This is a genomic window from Pseudomonas fungipugnans, from assembly GCF_029955235.1.
Lineage (GTDB): Bacteria > Pseudomonadota > Gammaproteobacteria > Pseudomonadales > Pseudomonadaceae > Aquipseudomonas > Aquipseudomonas fungipugnans.
In genome coordinates this window covers 1644628-1664724 of sequence record NZ_JARBWL010000001.1, presented here as the reverse complement: position 1 = coordinate 1664724, position 20097 = coordinate 1644628, and the positions used below count along the sequence as shown (strand labels likewise).

Below are 20097 nucleotides of genomic sequence, written 5' to 3'. Positions count from 1 at the left end.
GTCAGGCGCAGGGGCCTTTGCTATCTGGGAAGAACGAGCGACCCAGGCAAGAATTTAGGCCGATGTGTCGTCCTCTTCGCGAGCAGCTTCAGCGCTGATCCTGTGAGAGCGAGGCTGCTTGCGAAGCTTTTAAATTTGTTCAGGCAACAAACGTTCTAGCTTGGATAAAGCCTGCTTCATGGCTGACACAGGTAGGGCAATGACGATTTCTCGACGCTGGTTCATGGCGGGCCTGGCACTCACGGGCGCTGCGCTGCCCGCCGCCTTTTATGCACATCGTGAGCTGACCCGTGAGGAGGAGCCGATCACCCCCGGCGAAGCCACGGTCGACTTGGCGGACACCGCCGGGCAACACCTGGCCGACAGCCTGCGCGGGGTCTGGGACATACGGTTCACCGGCACCGACGCCGGGCTCGATGGCCTGCCACACGAGGGCGTGGAGCTGTTTCTCGACAGCGCCCACCGTGGTCGCGGTTTGCGCGGTTACCTGGACACAGGCGTCAACCTGCGCGCGGAGCAGGCGCCGCGTTATCAGGTGATCGGCGATCTCGCACCGGGCAATGGCGCCGAGTTGTACTGGCGGCTGATGCGCAGCGACGCACCATCCGCGCCGCCGGTGTATGAGTTCAAGGTCAGGCTGGACGAGGTCTGGGCGGCGTTCGGCAATGCCGGCAGCGGCACGTTCAATGGTCAGGTGCTGCGCCTGGATCGGCCGCTGGCCTTGCCCGAGCAGGACAATCGTTTTATCGCCATCAAGCGCCGGTTTCCCGAAGCGCGGGAGCGAACCGGTTTGAATCCGGCGCTGCTGGCATGGCTGGTGGCGCCCGAGCACCGGCTGTTCCATCAGCTCTGGCATGCCTCCCGGGACAAGTGGCACAAGCTCTCGGACAAGAAGCGCGATGCCCTGCGCGGCATCGGCTGGCAGCCCGGCCCACGGGACAAGGAGCGTGATGCGCGAGGGCCACGCAAGGATCGCAACGGCTCGGGCATCGACTTTTTCTTCATGCACCGGCACATGCTGGGCATCGCCCGTTCCAAACAGGATTTGCCATCGTGGCCGGCGTTTCCGATGCCGCAGCCGGAACTTGAGCGTGATCGTCAGGGCTTCGCCCGCTATTTCGATAACCACGACGGCAACGCCTTGCCGCCGACCTGGCTGACCGACGGCGACGACGAGTACACCAAGTGGGTCAGCGATATCAAAGCCGCCGAGACCTATCACAGCAATTTCCAGGTCTGGGAGTCGCAGTACCGTGACCCGCGCTATCTGTCGAAAATGACCCTCGGCCAGTTCGGCTCGGAGGTCGAACTGGGCCTGCACGACTGGCTGCACATGCGCTGGGCGTCGGTGGCGCGCGATCCGTCGAACAATATCCCGGTGCCGATGGCCCGTGATCAGGCCGACTTCGCAGCCCGTTGGTATGCCCCGGAAAATGACTTTCTCGGCGACCCGTTTTCGTCCCATGTGAACCCGGTGTTCTGGCGCTTTCACGGCTGGATCGACGACCGTGTCGAAGACTGGTTCCGTGCCCATGAAAGGTTTCATCCGGGCGAAGTCAGTCGGCTGGAGGTCAACGGCGTGCCGTGGTTCGCGCCGGGGCGCTGGGTGGAAGTCGATGACCCGTGGCTCGGCCCGGACACCCACGGCTGCAGCACGGTCCCGGGTTTGCAACTGGGACGCTCGGTGGAAATGGACCCGGAAACCATGAAGCTGGCGCTGCGCATCACCTTTGGCGATGAAGACAACATGGCTGACCTGCTGCGCAAAGTGCCGCAACGGCCGTGGTATGCGCGGCATCTGAAGGTCAAGGGGTGGGCGGTTTAGTCAGGTAGACCGCAGCGCGCCCTTCGCGAGCAGACTCGCGAAGGGCGATAACGAGGTCTCAAGCCATACGCAGTCAGATAACCTGCCAACCCCCACCCAGCGCCTTGTACAGCGCGATACTCGCCTGCAATCGCGACAACCGCAGCTGCACATTCATATCCTGAGCCGCATACAGCGTGCGCTGTGTTTGCAGCACCGTAAGCAGGTCTTCAGCTCCGGCCTGGTAGCGACTCTGGGCAATGTCGAATGCGGTTTGTGCCTGGGTCAGTTCTTCATGCTGCCAGCGACGTTGTTCATCAAGACCACGAATCCCGGTCAGTGCTTTCTCGACATCGGCAAAACCATTGATGATCGCCCCGCGATACGTTTCCAGCAGCTCTTGCTGACGTGCCGTGGCCTTGTCGCGTTCGGCGCTCAGGCGGCCGTTGTTGAAGACCGGCGCCACAAGCCCCGACGACAAATTGTAGAAGGTCGTGCGCATCAGCTCCGAGGCCATGTCGGCGCCGGTGCCGAGGCTGGCGGTGAGCGTGACTTTGGGCAGCATCGCCGCACGGGCCACCGTCACATCGGCCTGGGCGGCGGCCAGTCTGGCTTCGGCGCTGGCGATGTCGGGACGGCGGCGCAGCAAGTCGCTGGGCACGCCGCTGGCGATGTCCGGCCATTGCAACTGGTCGAACGGTTGCGGCGTCAGGGTCAGTTCCTGCACCGGTTGGCCGAGCAAGGCGGCCAGGGTGATCAGCGCTTCGCGGGCCTGTTGTTGCACCAGCGGCAACTTGCGTTGCTGCTCGGCCACCAGGCTTTTCTGCTGAGCCAGTTCCAGGGCCGTCGCGCTGCCGGCGTCGTAGCGGGTTTGCACCAGGTGCAGGACGCTTTGCGCGTTGGCCAGGTTCAGTTCGGCAATCCGCCCCTGTTCACGCAGCGACAAGGCCTGGGTGTAACTGTTGGCGACGCCGCTGAACAAGGTCAGTTCGACGGTGGCGCGGTCGAACTCGCTGGCCTGCAAGCCGAACACGGCGCTGTCCCGGGTGGCACGTTTACCGCCCCAGAAATCGATTTCGTAACTGGCGCTCAGTTCGGCGTCGTAGTAATCCAGCGAGCGGTTGCTCGGGCTGACATCCAGCTGGCTGTAGCCCTTGCCGTGGATCAGCCGCTGGCGATTGGCGTTCAGGCCGGCCTTGATTTCGGGCAGCAGCGGGGCGCCCGCAATCACCGCGCTGGCTTCGGCCTGACGCACCCGCGCCACCGCAGCGGCCAGGTCAAAGCTGCCCAGCCGCGCCTGTTCGATCAAGCCGTCCAGTTGCGCACTGGCGAAGTGGGTCCACCATTGCCGGTTGCTCTGCACGGTGTTGGCGTTGTTGGGCGACTGCCACGCGGCGGGCGGTTGCAGGCCGCTGTCGGGACGTGGCGCGGGGCTGCTGCAGGCCGCCAGCAAAAGGCTGGCGGCAAGGAGGGTCAGGGGCGCTTTCATAGGTCGATCATTCACTGGTAAGGGCCGTGACCGGGTCGAGCCGGGCAGCCTTGCGGGCAGGCATGAAGCCGAAGATGACGCCAGTGGCCAGGGCGCAACCAAAGGCACCGAACACGGCGAACCACTGGAAAGCCACGGCCACATCGCTGAGCAGCAACACGCCACCGACCAGCAGCGCCAGGCCGATACCGGCAAGGCCGCCGACCACCGAGAGCATCACTGCCTCGGTGAGAAACTGGCGCAGGATGTCGCGCTGGCGGGCGCCGGTGGCCATGCGGATGCCGATTTCGCGGGTCCGCTCGCGCACGGTCATGAGCATGATGTTCATCACGCCAATACCGCCCACCAGCAGCGAGATCGCGGCGATGGCACCGAGCATCAGCGACAGCGTGCCCTGGGTACGGGCCTCGGCCTGGATCAGGGCGGCGTTGTTGGTCAGCTCGAAGTCTTTCTTGCCCTTGTGCCGCTGCAACAGGGTCTGTTCGATGGCGTGCTCGGCGTCCTTGACCTTGGCCGCGTCCCTGGCGGCGATCACCACGTATTGCGGGTCGCGGCTGCCGAACAGGCGCACGCTGGCCGCCGAATAGGGCACGGCGATGCGGTTGTCGCTGTCCGAGTCGCCGGAGCTGGCGCCTTTTTCGGCCAGCACGCCGAGTACCTGGAATGGCACGTTTTCAATCAGGATGTACTGACCGATGGGGTCGGCCACGTCCTTGAGCAATTTGTCCCGGACCTTCTTGCCAATCACCGCGACGGCGGCTGCGCTGTCTTCATCGGCCTGGGTGAAGTAACTGCCCTGGACCACCGGCCAGTTGAAGATGACCGGAAAATTGGTGTCGTTGCCGCCCACGTAACTGGTGTGATCGACGTTGCCGAAGCGCACCCCGGCTGTCGCCCCGTTGACCGGCATGATGCGTTGCACTTGTGGCAGGTCTGCCAGCGCGGCGACATCGTCCAGGGTGACGATGCCCGGTGGCGTGCGTGGGTGGGGGGCGCTGCCATTCAAGTAGATGATGTTGGAACCGAAGGCGCCCATTTGCGCCATCACCTGGCGCTTGCTGCCTTCACCCACCGCCAGCATCACCACCACCGAGGCGACGCCGATGACGATGCCCAGCAAGGTCAGGGCGGTACGGAAGCGGTTGATCCACATCACGCGCCAGGCCGCTTGCACGGCGTCCACCAGTTCACCTTTCCAGGCCCCGGCGTGCTCGCTGCCGGCGCTCAGGCGCTGGCGCAGGTCTACGGCTTGCAAGGCGCCGGGGTTGGCCTGGCGGGGCGCAGCAGCGGGTTCATCGGCGGTGTCACTGATGATCAGGCCGTCGCGGATTTCGATGATGCGGTTGGCGCGTTGGGCGACTTCCCGGTCGTGGGTGATCAGGATCACCACATGGCCCTGGCTGGCGAGTTCGTCGAGCAGGGTCATGACCTCGGCGCCGCTGTGGCTGTCGAGGGCGCCGGTGGGTTCGTCGGCCAGAATGATGTGGCCGCCGTTCATCAAGGCCCGGGCAATCGACACCCGTTGTTGCTGGCCACCGGAGAGCTGATGCGGGCGGTTGCCGGTGCGGCTGGCCAGGCCCAGACGGTCCAGCAGGGCCGCGGCGCGGGCATGGCGCTCAGCGGCTGGGGTGCCGGCATAGATGGCCGGCATCTCGACGTTTTCCTGGGCCGAGCCGGACGGGATCAGGTGATAGCCCTGAAACACGAAGCCGAACGCCTCGCGCCGCAGCCAGGCCAGTTCGTCGCTGTCCAGTTGCGCGACGTTTTCGCCGGCAAACAGGTACTCGCCGCGGGTGGGGCGATCGAGGCAGCCGAGGATGTTCATCAGTGTCGATTTGCCGGAGCCGGAAGCGCCGACAATCGCCACGAACTCACCGGCATGAATCGACAGGTCAATGCCGCGCAGCACTTCCACCAACGGGCTGTCGTTACCGCCATAGGCTTTGCGGATCTGGCGCAGGTCAATCAGGGGCGTTTGCATTCAGCCTCCGCTGCCAACAGCCGGGGCGCTGAGCACGTGATCGCCTTCGGCCAGGCCGTCGAGGACCTGGGTGCGCAGGCGGTCGCTGATACCGGTACGTACCTCGCGTGGCTGAATGTCGCCGTTGGCGGCGACGACCTGTGCCATGTGCCGGTCGGCTTGCGGCCCGCTCTGCAGCGAGGCGGTTGGCACGGTCAGCACGTTGCGGGCCTGTTGGGCGACGAAGAACACCTGCGCGGTCATGTCCGCCATCAAGGCGTTATCGGCGTTATCGACGTCCAGCAATACGGTGTAGAGCACCACGCGTTCGGCGCCGCTGCGACCGCTGGTGGGGCTGCCGCCCTGGGACTGTTCGAGTGGACGGGGCGGCACCGGCAGAATCTGGCGCACGGTGCTGCTCCAGCGACGCTTGCCGCCGCTGAGGGTGGTGAAGTAGGCGCTCATGCCGGCTTTGACGTGGCCGATGTCGGCTTCCGAGACTTCGGCCCACACGGTCATCGGCGACAAGCGTGCGATGCGCAGGATCAGCGGGGTTTGCTGTTGGGCGTTGAGCGTCTGGCCTTCGCGCGCGCCGACCGCGACCACGGTGCCGGACATCGGCGCATAGATGCGCGTGTAGCCGAGTTCGGCCTCGTCGCTGCGCAGGCTGGCCTGAGCCTGACGAATCTGCGCCTGGAACATGTCGATGCGCGCCTGGGTCGCCCGCACTTCGGCGCGGGCGGTCTGCACATCTTCTTCACGGGTGGCGCCGCCGGCGGCGAGTTGCTGCTGGCGCTGGTACTTCTGCTGTGCCAGATCGTGCTGGGCGCGCTGTTCTTGCAACTGCGCTCTCAGGTTGTCGATCGAGAAGCGCCCGGCATCGAGTTTGGCCTTCTGGGTCGACGGGTCGATTTCCACCAGCAACTGGCCCTCCTTGACTTCGTCGCCAGCCTCGACATGGATTTTCTGGATCTGCCCGGACGCCTGGGCGCCGACATCGACATAGCGGCGCGGTTGCAGGGTGCCGAGGGCGGTCACACTGCTTTCGATATCGGCCCGGGAGACCTGCGCCGTGGCCAGTTTTTCCCGACCCGGCGGGATGACTTGCCAGGCTGCGAAGGCCATTGCGGGGATCAGGCAGAGTGCTACAAGCAGGGCGCGTCGGGTGGGACGGGGACGTTTCATGCAGGGTTCCAGCCGGTGGGTATCGGCCCGTCGTATGGCGCTGCGCAATGTTTGCGCAGCGCCATACGCTGTCGCAGGGCGCGACAGACACGGGAGGCTGTCCTGTTAACGAGAACCCTTCGCAGGAATTTAAGCCTTGATACATTGGGTTACAGCTCCGCCGGCGGGTTATTTGTCCGGCAGATGGATCCAGTGCTTTAAATCTATATGAGAATTACTATAAATTACGCACCTTGAATGGCCACTATCGTGCTATTGCCCATTTTGGCGGTGGCCGGTCTGGCTCAAGGACAGGACCCGCACTCCGTGCGGCCGGGAGTCATGTTGGAAAACTACTATCGCGAACTGGTGTATTTTCTGAACGCCAGGCTGGGCAACCGTCAGGTGGCCGAAGATGTGGTGCATGACGCCTATGTGCGGGTGCTGGAGCGCTCCAGCGAAACGCCGATCGAGCAACCCCGGGCTTTTCTGTATCGCACCGCACTCAATCTGGTGATCGACGACCATCGGCGCAACGCCCTGCGTCAGGTCGAGTCGCTGGATGTGCTCGATAGCGAAGAGCGCTATTTCACCCCGTCGCCCCATCACAGCCTCGATCATGGCCAACGCGTGGAGATGCTCCAGCGCGCCCTCGCGGAGTTGCCAAGGCTGTGCCGCGAGAGTTTTCTGCTGCGCAAGATCGACGGCCTGTCGCACCCGCAAATCGCCGAACACCTGGGCATTTCCCGGGCGCTGGTGGAAAAGCACATCGTCAATGCCATGAAGCATTGCCGCGTGCGCATCAAGCAATGGGACGCCCATTGATCCTTTGCCGTTAAATTTTTTTTCATCGTCCTCGTTCCTACTCAACAGACGACCCTGGCCGGCGCAAGGCCAGCCGGGTCACTTAGGCTTACCCCGTGTTGAGGGGTTCATCCAGAGGACACTGGAAATGACACAGGCAATTGCATCGCCCATCGTTCACGACCTGATCGGCGTCGGTTTCGGCCCTTCGAACCTGGCGCTGGCCATCGCCCTGCAAGAGCGCGGGCCGAGCCAGGGCGAGCTGGATGTGCTGTTTCTCGACAAGCAGGCCGACTACCGCTGGCACGGCAACACCCTGGTGACCCAGAGCGAGTTGCAGATTTCCTTCCTCAAGGACCTGGTGACCCTGCGCAACCCGACCAGCCCGTACTCGTTCGTCAATTACCTCAAGCACCACGGTCGTCTGGTGGACTTCATCAACCTGGGCACCTTTTATCCGTGCCGCATGGAGTACAACGACTACCTGCGCTGGGTCGCCGGGCAGTTCACCGAGCAGAGCCGCTACGGCGAAGAAGTGCTGGCCATCGAGCCGGTGCTGCATCAGCAGACCGTCGAGGCGCTGCGGGTGATTTCCCGTGATGCCCAGGGCCATCAACACGTGCGCACCACCCGTTCGGTGGTGGTCAGCGCTGGCGGCACACCGCGCATTCCCGAGGCGTTCAAGGCGCTGAAAGATGACGGCCGGGTGTTCCACCATTCCCAGTACCTGGCGCAGATGGCCAAGCAGCCATGCGTGAACAATCAGCCGATGAACATCGCGATCATCGGCGGCGGGCAGAGCGCGGCAGAGGCGTTCATCGACCTCAACGACAGCTTCCCGACGGTCAAGGTCGACATGATCCTGCGCGGCTCGGCGCTGAAACCGGCGGATGACAGCCCGTTCGTCAACGAAGTGTTTTCGCCGGAGTTCACCGACCTGGTGTTCCAGCAGGCCCACAGCGAGCGCGAGCGGCTGGTCAACGAGTACCACAACACCAACTACTCGGTGGTGGACATCGACCTGATCGAACGCATCTACGGCATCTTCTATCGCCAGAAAGTCTCGGGCATTGCCCGGCACGCATTCCGTACCCTGACCACCGTCGAAAAAGCCACCGCCACCGAGCGCGGTATCGAACTGGCGGTGCGCAACAATGCCACTGGCGAAGTCACGGTCCGTCTGTACGACGCCGTGGTGCTGGCCACCGGTTACGAGCGCCAGATGCACCGCAAACTGCTGGCGCCGCTGGAAGAATACCTGGGTGATTTTGAAGTGGACCGCAATTACAAACTGATCACCGACGAACGCTGCAAGGCCGGCATCTACATGCAGGGCTTCTGCCAGGCGAGCCACGGCTTGAGTGACACCTTGCTGTCGATCCTGCCGATTCGCGCCGATGAGATTGCAGGGTCTTTGTATGACCATGGCAAGCATCGTGGGCATGGCCGTTCGGTGATGGATCTGTTGTTGGCGACCGCCAGCTAAGATTTTCGGCGCCTGTACCGCCGCCATCGCGAGCAAGCTCGCTCCCACATTTGATCTTCGGTTGTACACAAAATCTGTATTCACTGAAGATCCCTGTGGGAGCGAGCCTGCTCGCGAAGAGGCCATTTAAAGCACCACAAAGCCATATACCTGAACCCTCCCACAGGAGATCTTCAGAGAGCACAAATTTTGTGCATGACAGGGATCAAATGTGGGAGCGAGCTTGCTCGCGATGGGGCCATCGAAAGCACCACAAAGCCATATACCTGAACCCTCCCACAGGAGATCTTCAGAGAGCACAAATTTTGTGCATGACAGAGATCAAATGTGGGAGCGAGCTTGCTCGCGATGGGGCCATTGAAAGCACCACAGAGCCATATACCTGAACCCTCCCACAGGAGATCTTCAGAGAGCACAAATTTTGTGCATGACAGAGATCAAATGTGGGAGCGAGCCTGCTCGCGATGGGGCCATTGAAAGCACCACAAAGCCATATACCTGAACCCTCCCACAGGAGATCTTCAGAGAGCACAAATTTTGTGCATGACAGGGATCAAATGTGGGAGCGAGCTTGCTCGCGATGGGGCCATCGAAAGCACCACAGAGCCCCAACCTGAACCCTTCCTGAATAACCCTGCAATTGCCCCGGCAGCCGTCAAGGCGTCGTTTACTCTCCCTGTAGCGGTATGTAAGCTTCGCGCGATTTTATCCATAGCGGAGACCCACAGTGGGCACTTGTTCGAGTGACAGTAGTCGGCCGGTTTTGATAACCGGCATATTCTCGGCAAGATAACGCGCAGTTTTTTTGTGCCGTTATCTCGCCGAAAAGCGAGTAGCGGCATCCCGATCGCGGCCAGTTGCGGCCCGACTCCCGACGTCCCTCTCATCGACGCTGAACAGCGCGTGATGTTCGACTACCCCGTCGCCATCACGGCGCAGACACGCCTGCTTGAAGGTTTCCCCGGCTGCTCCTGGGAAAACTGCCATGAACCTGACCCTGCTCAAAGAATTCTTCGCCGGATTCCTGCGCACCCGCCACATCGCCCGGCACTTTCGCCGTCTGGCGTTGCTGGAAAGTTTCACCGACGCCACGGTCAATCGCGAAGTGCCGCCGTCACTCGCACAAACCCTGGTGACTGCCGCCAACAGCGACACCGGCCCGTTGCTCAATCGTCTTGGCAGCCACACCGACGGCTTGAGCGAAGCCGAGGCGCACACCCTGCGCGAGCGTTTCGGTCTCAACGAGGTCGAGCACGAGCAGCCTCTGCCCTGGTGGACGCACCTGTGGCACTGCTACAAAAACCCGTTCAACCTGCTGCTGACCCTGTTGGCCGTCATTTCCCTGCTGACCGATGACCTGAAAGCCGCCACGGTGATCTTCTCCATGGTGTTGCTTTCGACGCTGCTGCGTTTCTGGCAGGAAACCAAATCCAACCAGGCCGCCGACGCGCTCAAGGCCATGGTCAGCAACACCGCTACCGTGCTGCGCCGTGGCGATGCCGACACCGAGCAGGCGACGCAACGCATCGAGTTGCCGATCAAGCAACTGGTGCCGGGCGATCTGATCGTGCTGTCGGCCGGCGACATGATTCCCGCCGATTGCCGGGTACTCAGCGCCAAGGATCTGTTCGTCAGCCAGGCGGCGATGACCGGCGAATCGATGCCGGTGGAAAAATTCCCCCGCCAGCAGGACAGCGACACCAGCAACCCGCTGGACCTGGACAACATCCTGTTCATGGGCACCAATGTGGTGTCCGGCACCGCCATGGCGGTGATTCTCACCACCGGCAACAACACCTATTTCGGCGCACTGGCGCTGCGGGTCAGCGCCACCGACCGTGGCCCGACCTCGTTCCAGACGGGCGTCAACAACGTCAGCTGGTTGCTGATCCGCTTCATGTTCGTCATGGCGCCGCTGGTGTTGTTCATCAACGGTTTCACCAAGGGCGACTGGACTCAGGCGCTGTTGTTCGCGCTGTCGATTGCCGTGGGCCTGACCCCGGAAATGCTGCCGATGATCGTCACCTCGACCCTGGCCAAGGGCGCGGTGTTTCTGTCGCGCAAAAAAGTCATCGTCAAACGCCTCGACGCCATCCAGAACTTCGGCGCGATGGACGTGCTGTGCACCGACAAGACCGGCACTCTGACCCAGGACAAGATTTTCCTCGCGCGCCACGTTGACGTCTGGGGTGAAGACTCCGACGACGTGTTGGAAATGGCCTACCTCAACAGCTACTACCAGACCGGTCTGAAAAACCTGCTGGACGTGGCGGTACTGGAACACGTCGAGGTCTTTCGCGAGCTGAAAGTCGGCACGGCGTTCAGCAAGGTCGACGAGATCCCTTTCGACTTCAATCGTCGGCGCATGTCGGTGGTGGTGGCCGAGCAGAGCCAGCCGCATCTGCTGATCTGCAAAGGTGCAGTGGAAGAGGTGTTGTCCGTCTGCACGCGCGTGCGCCACGGCAAGGCCGAAGAAGCGCTGACCGAACCATTGCTGGCGCGCATTCGGCAAGTCACGGCGGCCTTCAATGCCGAAGGCTTGCGGGTCGTCGCCGTGGCTGCACGGCCGATGATCGACGGGCGCGACACCTATAATCTGGCGGATGAACAGGAGCTGACGCTGATCGGTTATGTGGCCTTTCTCGACCCGCCGAAAGAAAGCACCGCTCCGGCCCTCAAGGCCCTGGCCGCCCACGGCGTGGCGGTGAAAGTGCTGACCGGCGACAACGAACTGGTGACCGCCAAGATCTGCCGTGAAGTCGGCCTGGAGCAGCAGGGCCTGCTGATGGGCAACGACATCGAGCGCATGAGCGACCGGCAACTGGCGCTGGCGGTGGAAACCACCAACGTCTTCGCCAAACTCACGCCGACCCACAAGGAACGCATCGTGCGCCTGCTCAAGGCCAACGGCCATGTGGTCGGCTTCATGGGCGACGGCATCAACGATGCGCCGGCCCTGCGCACCGCCGACATCGGCATTTCCGTGGACAGCGCGGTGGACATCGCCAAGGAAGCGGCGGACATCATCCTCCTGGAAAAGAGCCTGATGGTGCTGGAGGAGGGCGTGCTGGAAGGGCGCCGGACCTTCGCCAACATGCTCAAGTACATCAAGATGACCGCCAGTTCCAACTTCGGCAACGTGTTCTCGGTGCTGGTGGCCAGCGCGTTCATCCCGTTCCTGCCGATGCTGCCGATGCACCTGCTGGTGCAGAACCTGCTGTACGACATCTCGCAGATCGCCATCCCGTTCGATAACGTCGATGCCGACATGCTGAAAAAACCACAGCGCTGGCAGCCGGCGGACGTCGGGCGCTTCATGCTGTTTTTCGGCCCGATCAGCTCGATCTTCGACATCACCACCTTCGCCCTGATGTGGTACGTGTTCGACGCCAACACCCCGGACCACCAGACCCTGTTCCAGTCCGGCTGGTTCGTGGTGGGGCTGCTGACCCAGACCCTGATCGTGCACATGATCCGCACCCCGAAAATCCCGTTCCTGCAAAGCCGTGCGGCCCCACCGCTGATGATCATGACCGCGATCATCATGGCCGTCGGCATCTTCCTGCCCATGGGCCCGCTGGCGCACTACTTCAAACTGCAGGCGCTGCCGTCGCTGTACTTCGTGTTTTTGCCGGTGATTCTGCTGGCGTACATGGGCCTGACTCAGGCGGTGAAGGGGTTTTACATTCGGCGGTTCGGCTGGCAGTAATCAGCCCCATCCCACGGACTGCCTTTTGTGGCGAGGGGGCTTGCCCCCGCTCGGCGGCGAAGCCGTCGTTAACCTGAACATGCGATCGTTCCCACGCTCTGCGTGGGAATGCAGCCCGTGACGCTCTGCGTCACAGCCTCAAAGGCGCATTACTGAGCCGGCTTTAAATCGATCACTTCGAACCCGGACTTGCCCGGCACGATATCGCTGCCACTGGCTTCTTCACCTTGGCCTTTGCCCGAGACATAGTCATAAATCAGAAAGCGCTTCGGCGTTTCATTGCCGATGTTGGGAAAGACCAGCCGCATCTGTGTCTGCCCAAGATACAGAAAGGTCGGCAGTGCTTTCTCGGCAAAATCAATGCGTTCAATCGAATGACTGACAGGGTTTTTCCGTAATACAACACCTTTCAAATAAGGTGAGCCGTAGTCAAGCGCAAAGATCAGGCTGGAGCCCGCGCACCTGGCCATGACCACTTCTCCGACAAAGTCAGCGTCAGGCATGTCGGTGAAGGCGGGTTGTGTTTTTTTATCGATGTTCACGAATAGACGTTGGCCATCAGCGCTGGATTCAGCCAATAAGGAGGCTTGGGTTCCGTCTGATAACAGGCAGTTGATAATGGGTTTTGGTGGTTGTGCGAACACCTGGCCAGCTGCAAGCAGGTCTAGCAGGCTCAGACAGATGATGTTTTTTTTGGGGCTCACTGTTTTTAGAACCTTTTTATCGGAAACACACTGTATTTGCTTGACGCCGACGAGCGCTTTTTGCTTAAGCGGCGTATGGCTTCTTCTTGGCCCATGGCCCACAACTTGTCACAGCCCAGGACCACTTCGTGGACGGAGCAGGCTTTGTCATTGGTCGTGAAGGTGGTAATCGGTTGAGCGCTCATTTCTTTCTGCTCGCCTCATAGTCATCGGCCCCGGAAGGCACAATCAGTTCATCCCATACCAGATGGGCCTTTACCGGTTCTTCGGCGTCGGTTTGCAAGCGGGGATGAAGACCGGCGGCGTCGCTTTTCGAAATTTGCGGCGCTGTTTCGGAGGGCACGATCAGCGCCGTCTTGACGGATTTGACGGGCTGTCCACGGCGGGTAACGAACTTCAGTTATTCGTCATAGCGTTCGCTGACTTTTGATTTGAGCAAGCCGCCTGCCCGGGCTTGATCGACAATCACAGGAATCAGCGGCGCAAGAATGCCGATCCCCGTACCCGCCCCAGGCGCACCCCCGGAATTGGTCTTGACCTCGGCACCACTGATGGTCACGCCACCGGCATCGATCTTGATAAAACTCCCGCCTGCCTTGGCCGTCAGTTCCATCCCGGCGTCGATCACCACCTTCTCACCCGCGTGGTAGTGAATCTCGGTCCCGGCCTCGACAAACTGCGCCGTGCCGACCTTCACATGTTGGGTCACGCCCACGGTCAGGTGCTCATCGGCTCGCGCTTCGGTCTTGCGGTCCAGATGGGTGATGCGGTGTTCTTCGACCTTGAACTCGCTGAACACATTGGCCTCGACCGTGTCATGCCGTTCGTTGCCGACATGGATCTTCTGGTCGTGCTCGATGTTTTCGTCCCAGTCACGCTGGGCGTGCAGGTAGATCTGTTCCGCGCCTTTCTTGTCTTCGATGCGAAATTCGTTGTAGCCCTTGCCGCCCGGTGAACTCAGGGTCTTGAAGGTGCTGCGGGTCTTGTTTGCCGGCAGGTCGTAGGGCACGACGTTGGTCTTGTGGTACAGGCAGCCGGTGATCAGCGGTTGATCGGGATCGCCTTCGAGGTAGGTGACCAGCACTTCCATGCCGATGCGCGGGATGGCGATGCCGCCGTAGGCATTGCCGGCCCAGCCGGTGGCGACGCGCAGCCAGCAGGTGGTGTTGTCGTCAGACTGGCCTTCGCGGTCCCAGAAGAATTGCACTTTGACGCGGCCGTACTGATCGCAGTGGATCTCTTCGCCCTTGGGCCCGGTGACGACGGCGGTCTGGCTGCCGAGGACTTTGGCTTTCGGGTGTTCGAGGGCGGGGCGGTAGTGCGCGTCCCACGGGGTGGCGAGGAAGCGGTTGCGATAGCCCTGATGGAAGTCGTCCTTGTGGTCGGTCACGTCGCTGGTGGTGTTTTCGCCCAGCACTTGCGGTTGTTTGCCTTCGTGAATGACTTCCAGCAGCAGCCACAGATCGTTCCATTCGGCGCGCGGGTGTTCGGCCAGGGTCAGGAAATGGCCGCTGACCAGACTCGGTTCGTCGCCTTTGCCTTCGACCCGCGTGTAGTCGGCGCGATGGCGTTCCAGGGCGCGGGTCGCCAGTTGCTTGCCGCGTTCGCGGTCGGTGAAGCGGCCGGGGTAGTCGTAGTCTTCGAGGTCCGGGGCGAACGCGCTTTTGGCCGCGCCTTCGGGCAGCAGGCGTGGTTTTTCGAAATCGTAGTCGCGGCGGCTGACGCGGGTGGTGCGGGTTTCCAGGCGCAGGTTGAAACGCTTGATCACCGGTTTTTCGGCGGCCATGCCGGAGTCTTGCTGGTAGCTGACCGGCGCCAGTTTGCGGAACACGGTCTGGTCATCGCCGAACACCAGTTTGTGGCCGCTGGCGCTGTGCTGGAAGTGGAAGTGAATGCCTTCTTCTTCGCACAAACGCTGAATGAAATGCAGGTCGGACTCGTCGTACTGCACGCAGTAATCGCGTTCCGGGTAAGTGGCGCCCAGCTGGAAACTGTAGGCGTCAGCCAGAATGCCGCGGGCTTCCAGGACCTGAGCGATGATCTTCGGCACGCTCAGGTGCTGGAAAATCTGCTGGTCTTGGTTATGCCGCAGGTAGGCGAGTTGCGGGACCAGGCTGATGCTGTAGCGGGTCAGGCTTTTGCCGGAATCGCCTTGCTCGATGCGATACACCAGGCCGTGGATCAGGCCCTTGCCGGTCGCGCCAAAGGACAGGCTGCCGGGCTTGTGCATCAATTCTTCGAGCTTGAGGTCGGGGCGGCTGCTGACCAGTTCGATGTCGAAACAGAACGGCTGATTGAGGGCTTCGCGACCGACGAAGCTGAGCACTTGCAGGTCAGTGGAAACGCCTTCCAGCGTGAGGGAGATATGGATTGCGTTTGCGTCCAGCATGCCTTGAATTCCGTCCTTTGGATAAGCTGAGCGGATGTTGCTGGAATTAATCAGTTACATCAATGCAGAAGTTGTTATTGCCCATTGTTGGGCGACGAAAGCCACGTTCGGAGGCTTTTTCTTTTCTCCGGGAAAAGTCCTGCACGATGTCAGGATAAATACTTCCTTCACATACCCCTTCAGTCGTCACGGTCCCGGGAAGCCATTCCATACAGGTGTGCCGGATTGACAGAGATTGCAGGGTGATAGCGGCGCGCTCCAATCGCAAGGGCGGTTAGAGCCGTCGGACGGAAGATTGGAACATCCAAGCCGCTCAGCCTGGGTGCGACATGGCAATGACCTTTTCCTTCACAAACCCCAAAAACGCCTTGGTCAAACGCGAGGCAACCAGGCGCTCGGAAATCACAATCCCGTATTCGAAGTCAATCTGGGGCGTGAATGGACGCACCAGGACCTTGTCGCCCAATGTATCGGCCACTGCGGGATCAATGATGGAAACGCCGGCGCCAAAACCGACCAGGGACGCGATGGCCGTAGATAGATGGCATTCAATGTTCAGCTGGCGCGCCACCTGGTACTTCGCAAACAGTTCGTCAATGGCGCGTCGGCTATCCAGCTCTTTGGGGTATGAAATGAAAGGCTCACCGGCCAGGTCCTGTGGCGTGATATGGGCACGGTCTGCCAACCGGTGGCCGATCGGCAGAATGCAACGCATGGGCGCCGTGAACAGTCGCTCCAGCTTTACGCCGGGTTGCCAGGTTGCATACGTCACGAAGCCGACGTCACATTGCTCGTTGGCCACCATTTCACTCACGATTTTGGTTCCTTGGATGGTGAATATCACCGTCACCCCTTCATGCAGTGCCATGAATTGCGCGATCCAGGATGGCAATAATGTCGCGGCCAGGGCAGGGGCACAGCAAACGGTCAGGGCGCCCTTGTTCAATGAGCGTATCTGGCGTGCGGCATGGGCAATTCGTTCGACGCCGACAAACGAGCGCTCCACTTCCCGGTACAGCAGTACCGCATCGGAGGTCGGAAACAGACGGGCCTTTTCACGTACGAACAGCTTGAACCCGACATCCGCTTCCAGATCAGCAATCAAGCGGGTAACCGCAGGTTGAGTCACGCTCATCATCTCCGCTGCGCTGGTGATCGAGTGCCGAATCATGACCGCGCGAAACGCCTCTAGCTGCCTGTTTTTCATAGCTATTTGCACTCATTATATTTTGACATTCGTTTGCTTGATATTTGACCGTTAGCGCAACTTTTTGGCTGAGGTTTGTCGGTAAACGCTGATCAAAAGGCTGTTTGCTCAAGAAGAATAAGCGTTTCAGCAATTTTTTTGAACCAGAGGACTCATGGAAAATACATAACATTCAAACATGAATGTCATTCCAATTGTGATTGGACCCCCTGATATCAATTGCAGACACTGGGTCTGCCCGGAAGGTGCGGGCATCGACAGTGGTACTCATATCAGGAGTCAACATGATCAGAAGGTTTGCCCCCGCACTCATCGCGGCCTCGCTGTTCGCCAGCCACGCACACGCCGAGCAACAGACACTGTACGTCGCCGTTTTCGGCGGCTCTTTCGAGCAGTTGCTCAAAGAGCAGATCGTGCCGCCTTTCGAAAAAATGACCGGCAGCAAAGTGATCCTGGTACCGGGCGACACGACCACCACCATGGCTCGCATGCAAGCTCAGAAGGGTAAGCAGACGCTGGACGTGGCGTTTCTGGATGACGGTCCCATGTCCCAGGCGGCGCAGCTGGGTTATTGCGAGACGCTGAGCGATGCCCCCGTCTATAAAGACCTGTACGACGCTGCGCATTTCAAAAGCAACAAGGCGGTAACGATCGGTCTCGACGGCACGGGCATCGTCTACAACGAGCGCGTATTTGCCGCCAAGGGCTGGGCGCCGCCTACGTCCTGGAACGACCTGGCCAACCCTTTGTACAAGGGCCATGTGCAGTTCCCCAGCGTCACCAACGGTTACGGCATTGAAAGCCTGGTGATGTTCGCGCGCCTCAATGGCGGCAGCGAGCAGAACATCGAGCCGGGTTTTGCCGCGATAAAAGCCAGCGTGGCACCTAACGTTCTGTCCTTCGACCCGTCACCGGGAAAAATTTCCGAGTTGTTCCAGAACGACAGCCTCTGGATCGGCGCCTGGGGTGCAGGCCGTACCCAGTCACTGCGTAATCAGGGCGTGCCGGTGAAGTTCGTCGCCCCCAGGGAAGGCGCCATGGCGTTGGGCCTGAGCGTTTGCCCGGTCAAGCACGATACGGTCAATGCGTTGGCCCAGAAGTTTGTCCAGTACAGCCTGACCCCGGAAGTGCAGGCGCTGTTCGCCGATGAAGAGGGCGTGGCGCCGGTCAACAAGCACACCGAACTGCCACCCGCGGTGCTGGCAAAAGTGCCTGACCAGGCCACCGTCGCGAAAATGCTGAGCATTGACTGGGACATCGTCAACGCCATGCGTCCCGCCTGGATACAACAGTGGAATCGCCAGATCGAGCAATGAATCTGCGTCACAGGCAGGGCCACCGAATGGCGTCCTGCCTGGGCCTGTACACGCCCGTCCAAGCGGAAAGTGAGTCAATAATAAAATGAGTTATTTGATTATCGAAGGCCTGAGCAAGTCGTATGGCGACGTGACAGTCCTGCATGAGGTCAATCTGAATATCGAGCAGGGCGAATTCATTTCGCTGCTGGGACCTTCGGGCTGTGGCAAGACCACGACGTTGCAAATGATTGCCGGCTTCATTGATCCCAGCCATGGCGACATCCGTCTGCAAGGCAAGTCGTTGCTGGGTCGGCCACCGGCACAACGTGGCCTGGGCATGGTGTTTCAAAGCTACGCGCTGTTTGTGCACATGACCGTTCGCGAAAATATCGAATTCGGCTTGCAGATGCGTGGCGTGGCACGCGCCGAGCGGATCCGTCAGGTGAGCCAGTCGCTGGAGCTGGTGCAACTGGGCGCCCATGGCGACAAGTTTCCTCGCGATCTGTCCGGCGGACAGCGCCAGCGGGTCGCACTGGCCCGGGCACTGATCATCAAGCCACCCTTGTTGTTGCTCGATGAGCCGTTATCCAATCTGGACGCCAAGCTGCGTCACGACATGCAAACCGAATTACGCAGCATCCAGCGTCAAGTCGGTACGACGACGATCATGGTCACCCATGATCAGGACGAAGCCCTGGCCATGAGCGACCGGGTCGCGCTGCTGGACCGTGGCCGAATCGTGCGCTTCGACAAGCCCAACCATCTGTACGACGACCCCGGATCGCACTTCGCCGCCGACTTCATTGGCCGTGCCAATCTGCTGGACGGGGAAATCGTGCTGCGCGGCAGTCAGCGCCAATTTGTCTGCGGTGCTGGCAGCCTGGTGCTGGACACCGAGTGGCCGTGCGGTCGCGCTACCTTCTCGTTGCGCCCCGAGCGTATCGACCTGGTCGACGGTCCTGCTGCTGTCCTCCGCGGCCAGGTGGTGAGTTGCGTGTTCAAGGGCAATTGCTGGCTGGTCACGGTCATGACCCAACTGGGCGTCCTGCACGTCATGCGTGCCAATCGAGGCCAGGTTGCCGTGCTGCCCGGCGCACAGGTGGGGTTGGCGTGGGAGTCCTCGGCGCTGCGCCGCGTGATTTCCAATAGTGATCTGCCGGCAACACAGTCCGGGGTGGCGCCATGAGTCAGGCATCCGTGTTGATACCCCGGCGCCGCGCCTTTGAATTCAGCACCAGAGCTTTGTTGCTCTTGCTGCCGGCCAGCCTGTTGTTCATCGCGCTGCTGGCCATTCCGATGCTGATGACGGGCGAACTGAGCCTGCATGGCTTCAGTGCTGAAACCAGCTCTGTGCTTGAGACCCGTTCCTGGCACAACTACGCCCTGGTGCTGCTCGACCCTTATTACCAGACCATTTTTCTGCGCACCCTCGGTCTGGCCCTGGCTGTCACCGTGGGCGCCGTGGTACTGGGCGTGCCGGAGGCGTACATCATTTTCCGCATGCGGCCGCGCTGGCGTGCCTTCTTCCTGATCATGACCCTGGCACCGTTACTGATCTCGGCGGTCGTCAGGACCCTGGGCTGGTCAATCCTGTTGAGTCAGAACGGTGTCGTTGCCAGTCTCATCGGCTGGCTGGGTCTGACGAATGGCAGCCCGCAGATGCTGTTCTCCTTCTGGGCCGTGGTCATCGTCCTGATCCACGCGCTGGTGCCACTGGTGATCTTGTCGGTATGGACCTCGTTGCAAGGCATTGACCCGCAAAGCTGTGACGCTGCATTGAGCCTGGGCGCCGGGCAGATGACGGTCTGGCGGCGGGTCGTCTTGCCGCAAGTGCTGCCCGGCGTGCTGTCCGGCAGCCTCATGACATTTGCCCTCAGCGCCAGTGCCTTCGCCACCCCGGCGCTGATTGGTGGCCGTCGACTCAAAGTCGCCGCCACCGCGGCCTACGATGAATTTCTCAACACCTTGAACTGGCCGGTCGGCGCGACTATCGCGGTGCTGTTGCTGCTGCTCAACCTGCTGGTCATCGGCGTGTACGGCAAGCTGGTTGAACGCCGAATCCAACGACGACTGGGGCGCTGAC

General features: G+C 61.1%; 13 protein-coding genes. 7 read left to right on the top strand and 6 right to left on the bottom strand.

Annotation, left to right across the window (positions count from 1 at the left end):
• Positions 1-199: 199 nt before the first annotated feature.
• The gene (gene pvdP / locus POF45_RS06510; protein WP_282315378.1) at positions 200-1825 is read left to right on the top strand and encodes a pyoverdine maturation tyrosinase PvdP; all 1626 of its coding nucleotides are present in this window, start codon (positions 200-202) and stop codon (positions 1823-1825) included.
• A 73-nt stretch (positions 1826-1898) separates the two neighbouring features.
• Here pvdP and POF45_RS06505 read toward each other — a convergent pair whose 3' ends face one another.
• From POF45_RS06505 to POF45_RS06495, 3 genes are read right to left on the bottom strand one after another with little or no spacing between them, the layout of a single operon-like run.
• Positions 1899-3293: an efflux transporter outer membrane subunit gene (locus tag POF45_RS06505; RefSeq protein WP_259495265.1), complete on the bottom strand. Its 1395-nt coding sequence runs from the start codon at positions 3291-3293 to the stop codon at positions 1899-1901.
• Between the two features lie 7 nt (positions 3294-3300).
• Complete coding sequence (locus tag POF45_RS06500; protein WP_282315377.1) at positions 3301-5274, bottom strand: MacB family efflux pump subunit; 1974 nt, start codon at positions 5272-5274, stop codon at positions 3301-3303.
• A complete protein-coding gene (locus tag POF45_RS06495; RefSeq protein WP_259495261.1) occupies positions 5275-6438 on the bottom strand; it encodes an efflux RND transporter periplasmic adaptor subunit in 1164 nt (387 codons plus the stop codon).
• Between the two features lie 321 nt (positions 6439-6759).
• On the opposite strand from POF45_RS06495, the gene POF45_RS06490 reads away from it, so the two are divergent.
• From POF45_RS06490 to mgtA, 3 genes are all read left to right on the top strand, one after another.
• Positions 6760-7242 carry a sigma-70 family RNA polymerase sigma factor gene (locus tag POF45_RS06490; protein WP_282316011.1) on the top strand — a complete coding sequence of 161 codons (483 nt, stop codon included), beginning with the start codon at positions 6760-6762 and terminating at the stop codon, positions 7240-7242.
• A 127-nt stretch (positions 7243-7369) separates the two neighbouring features.
• The gene (locus POF45_RS06485; protein WP_282315376.1) at positions 7370-8707 is read left to right on the top strand and encodes a lysine N(6)-hydroxylase/L-ornithine N(5)-oxygenase family protein; all 1338 of its coding nucleotides are present in this window, start codon (positions 7370-7372) and stop codon (positions 8705-8707) included.
• 985 nt (positions 8708-9692) lie between these two features.
• Positions 9693-12416, top strand: coding sequence for a magnesium-translocating P-type ATPase (gene mgtA / locus POF45_RS06480; RefSeq protein WP_259495257.1), 2724 nt, complete (start codon positions 9693-9695; stop codon positions 12414-12416).
• Positions 12417-12565: 149 nt separating this feature from the next.
• Here mgtA and POF45_RS06475 read toward each other — a convergent pair whose 3' ends face one another.
• The 3 genes from POF45_RS06475 to POF45_RS06465 all read right to left on the bottom strand — a co-directional run bounded on the left by POF45_RS06475 (position 12566) and on the right by POF45_RS06465 (position 16716).
• Positions 12566-13120, bottom strand: a complete 555-nt coding sequence (locus tag POF45_RS06475) for a hypothetical protein (protein WP_282315375.1) — start codon at positions 13118-13120, stop codon at positions 12566-12568.
• A 400-nt stretch (positions 13121-13520) separates the two neighbouring features.
• On the bottom strand, positions 13521-15509 hold the full coding sequence (locus tag POF45_RS06470; protein WP_282315374.1) for a type VI secretion system Vgr family protein: 1989 nt from the start codon (positions 15507-15509) through the stop codon (positions 13521-13523).
• Between the two features lie 313 nt (positions 15510-15822).
• Positions 15823-16716, bottom strand: coding sequence for a LysR substrate-binding domain-containing protein (locus POF45_RS06465; protein ID WP_259495249.1), 894 nt, complete (start codon positions 16714-16716; stop codon positions 15823-15825).
• A 284-nt stretch (positions 16717-17000) separates the two neighbouring features.
• Between POF45_RS06465 and POF45_RS06460 the strand changes: the two genes are divergently transcribed.
• The 3 genes from POF45_RS06460 (at position 17001) to POF45_RS06450 (ending at position 20096) form a co-directional block, all read left to right on the top strand.
• Positions 17001-18032, top strand: coding sequence for an ABC transporter substrate-binding protein (locus POF45_RS06460; RefSeq protein WP_282315373.1), 1032 nt, complete (start codon positions 17001-17003; stop codon positions 18030-18032).
• A gap of 85 nt (positions 18033-18117) precedes the next feature.
• Positions 18118-19200, top strand: a complete 1083-nt coding sequence (locus POF45_RS06455) for an ABC transporter ATP-binding protein (RefSeq protein ID WP_259495247.1) — start codon at positions 18118-18120, stop codon at positions 19198-19200.
• Positions 19197-20096, top strand: coding sequence for an ABC transporter permease (locus POF45_RS06450; protein WP_282315372.1), 900 nt, complete (start codon positions 19197-19199; stop codon positions 20094-20096). Before POF45_RS06455 ends, POF45_RS06450 begins: the two co-directional genes overlap by 4 nt.
• Position 20097 lies beyond the last annotated feature (1 nt).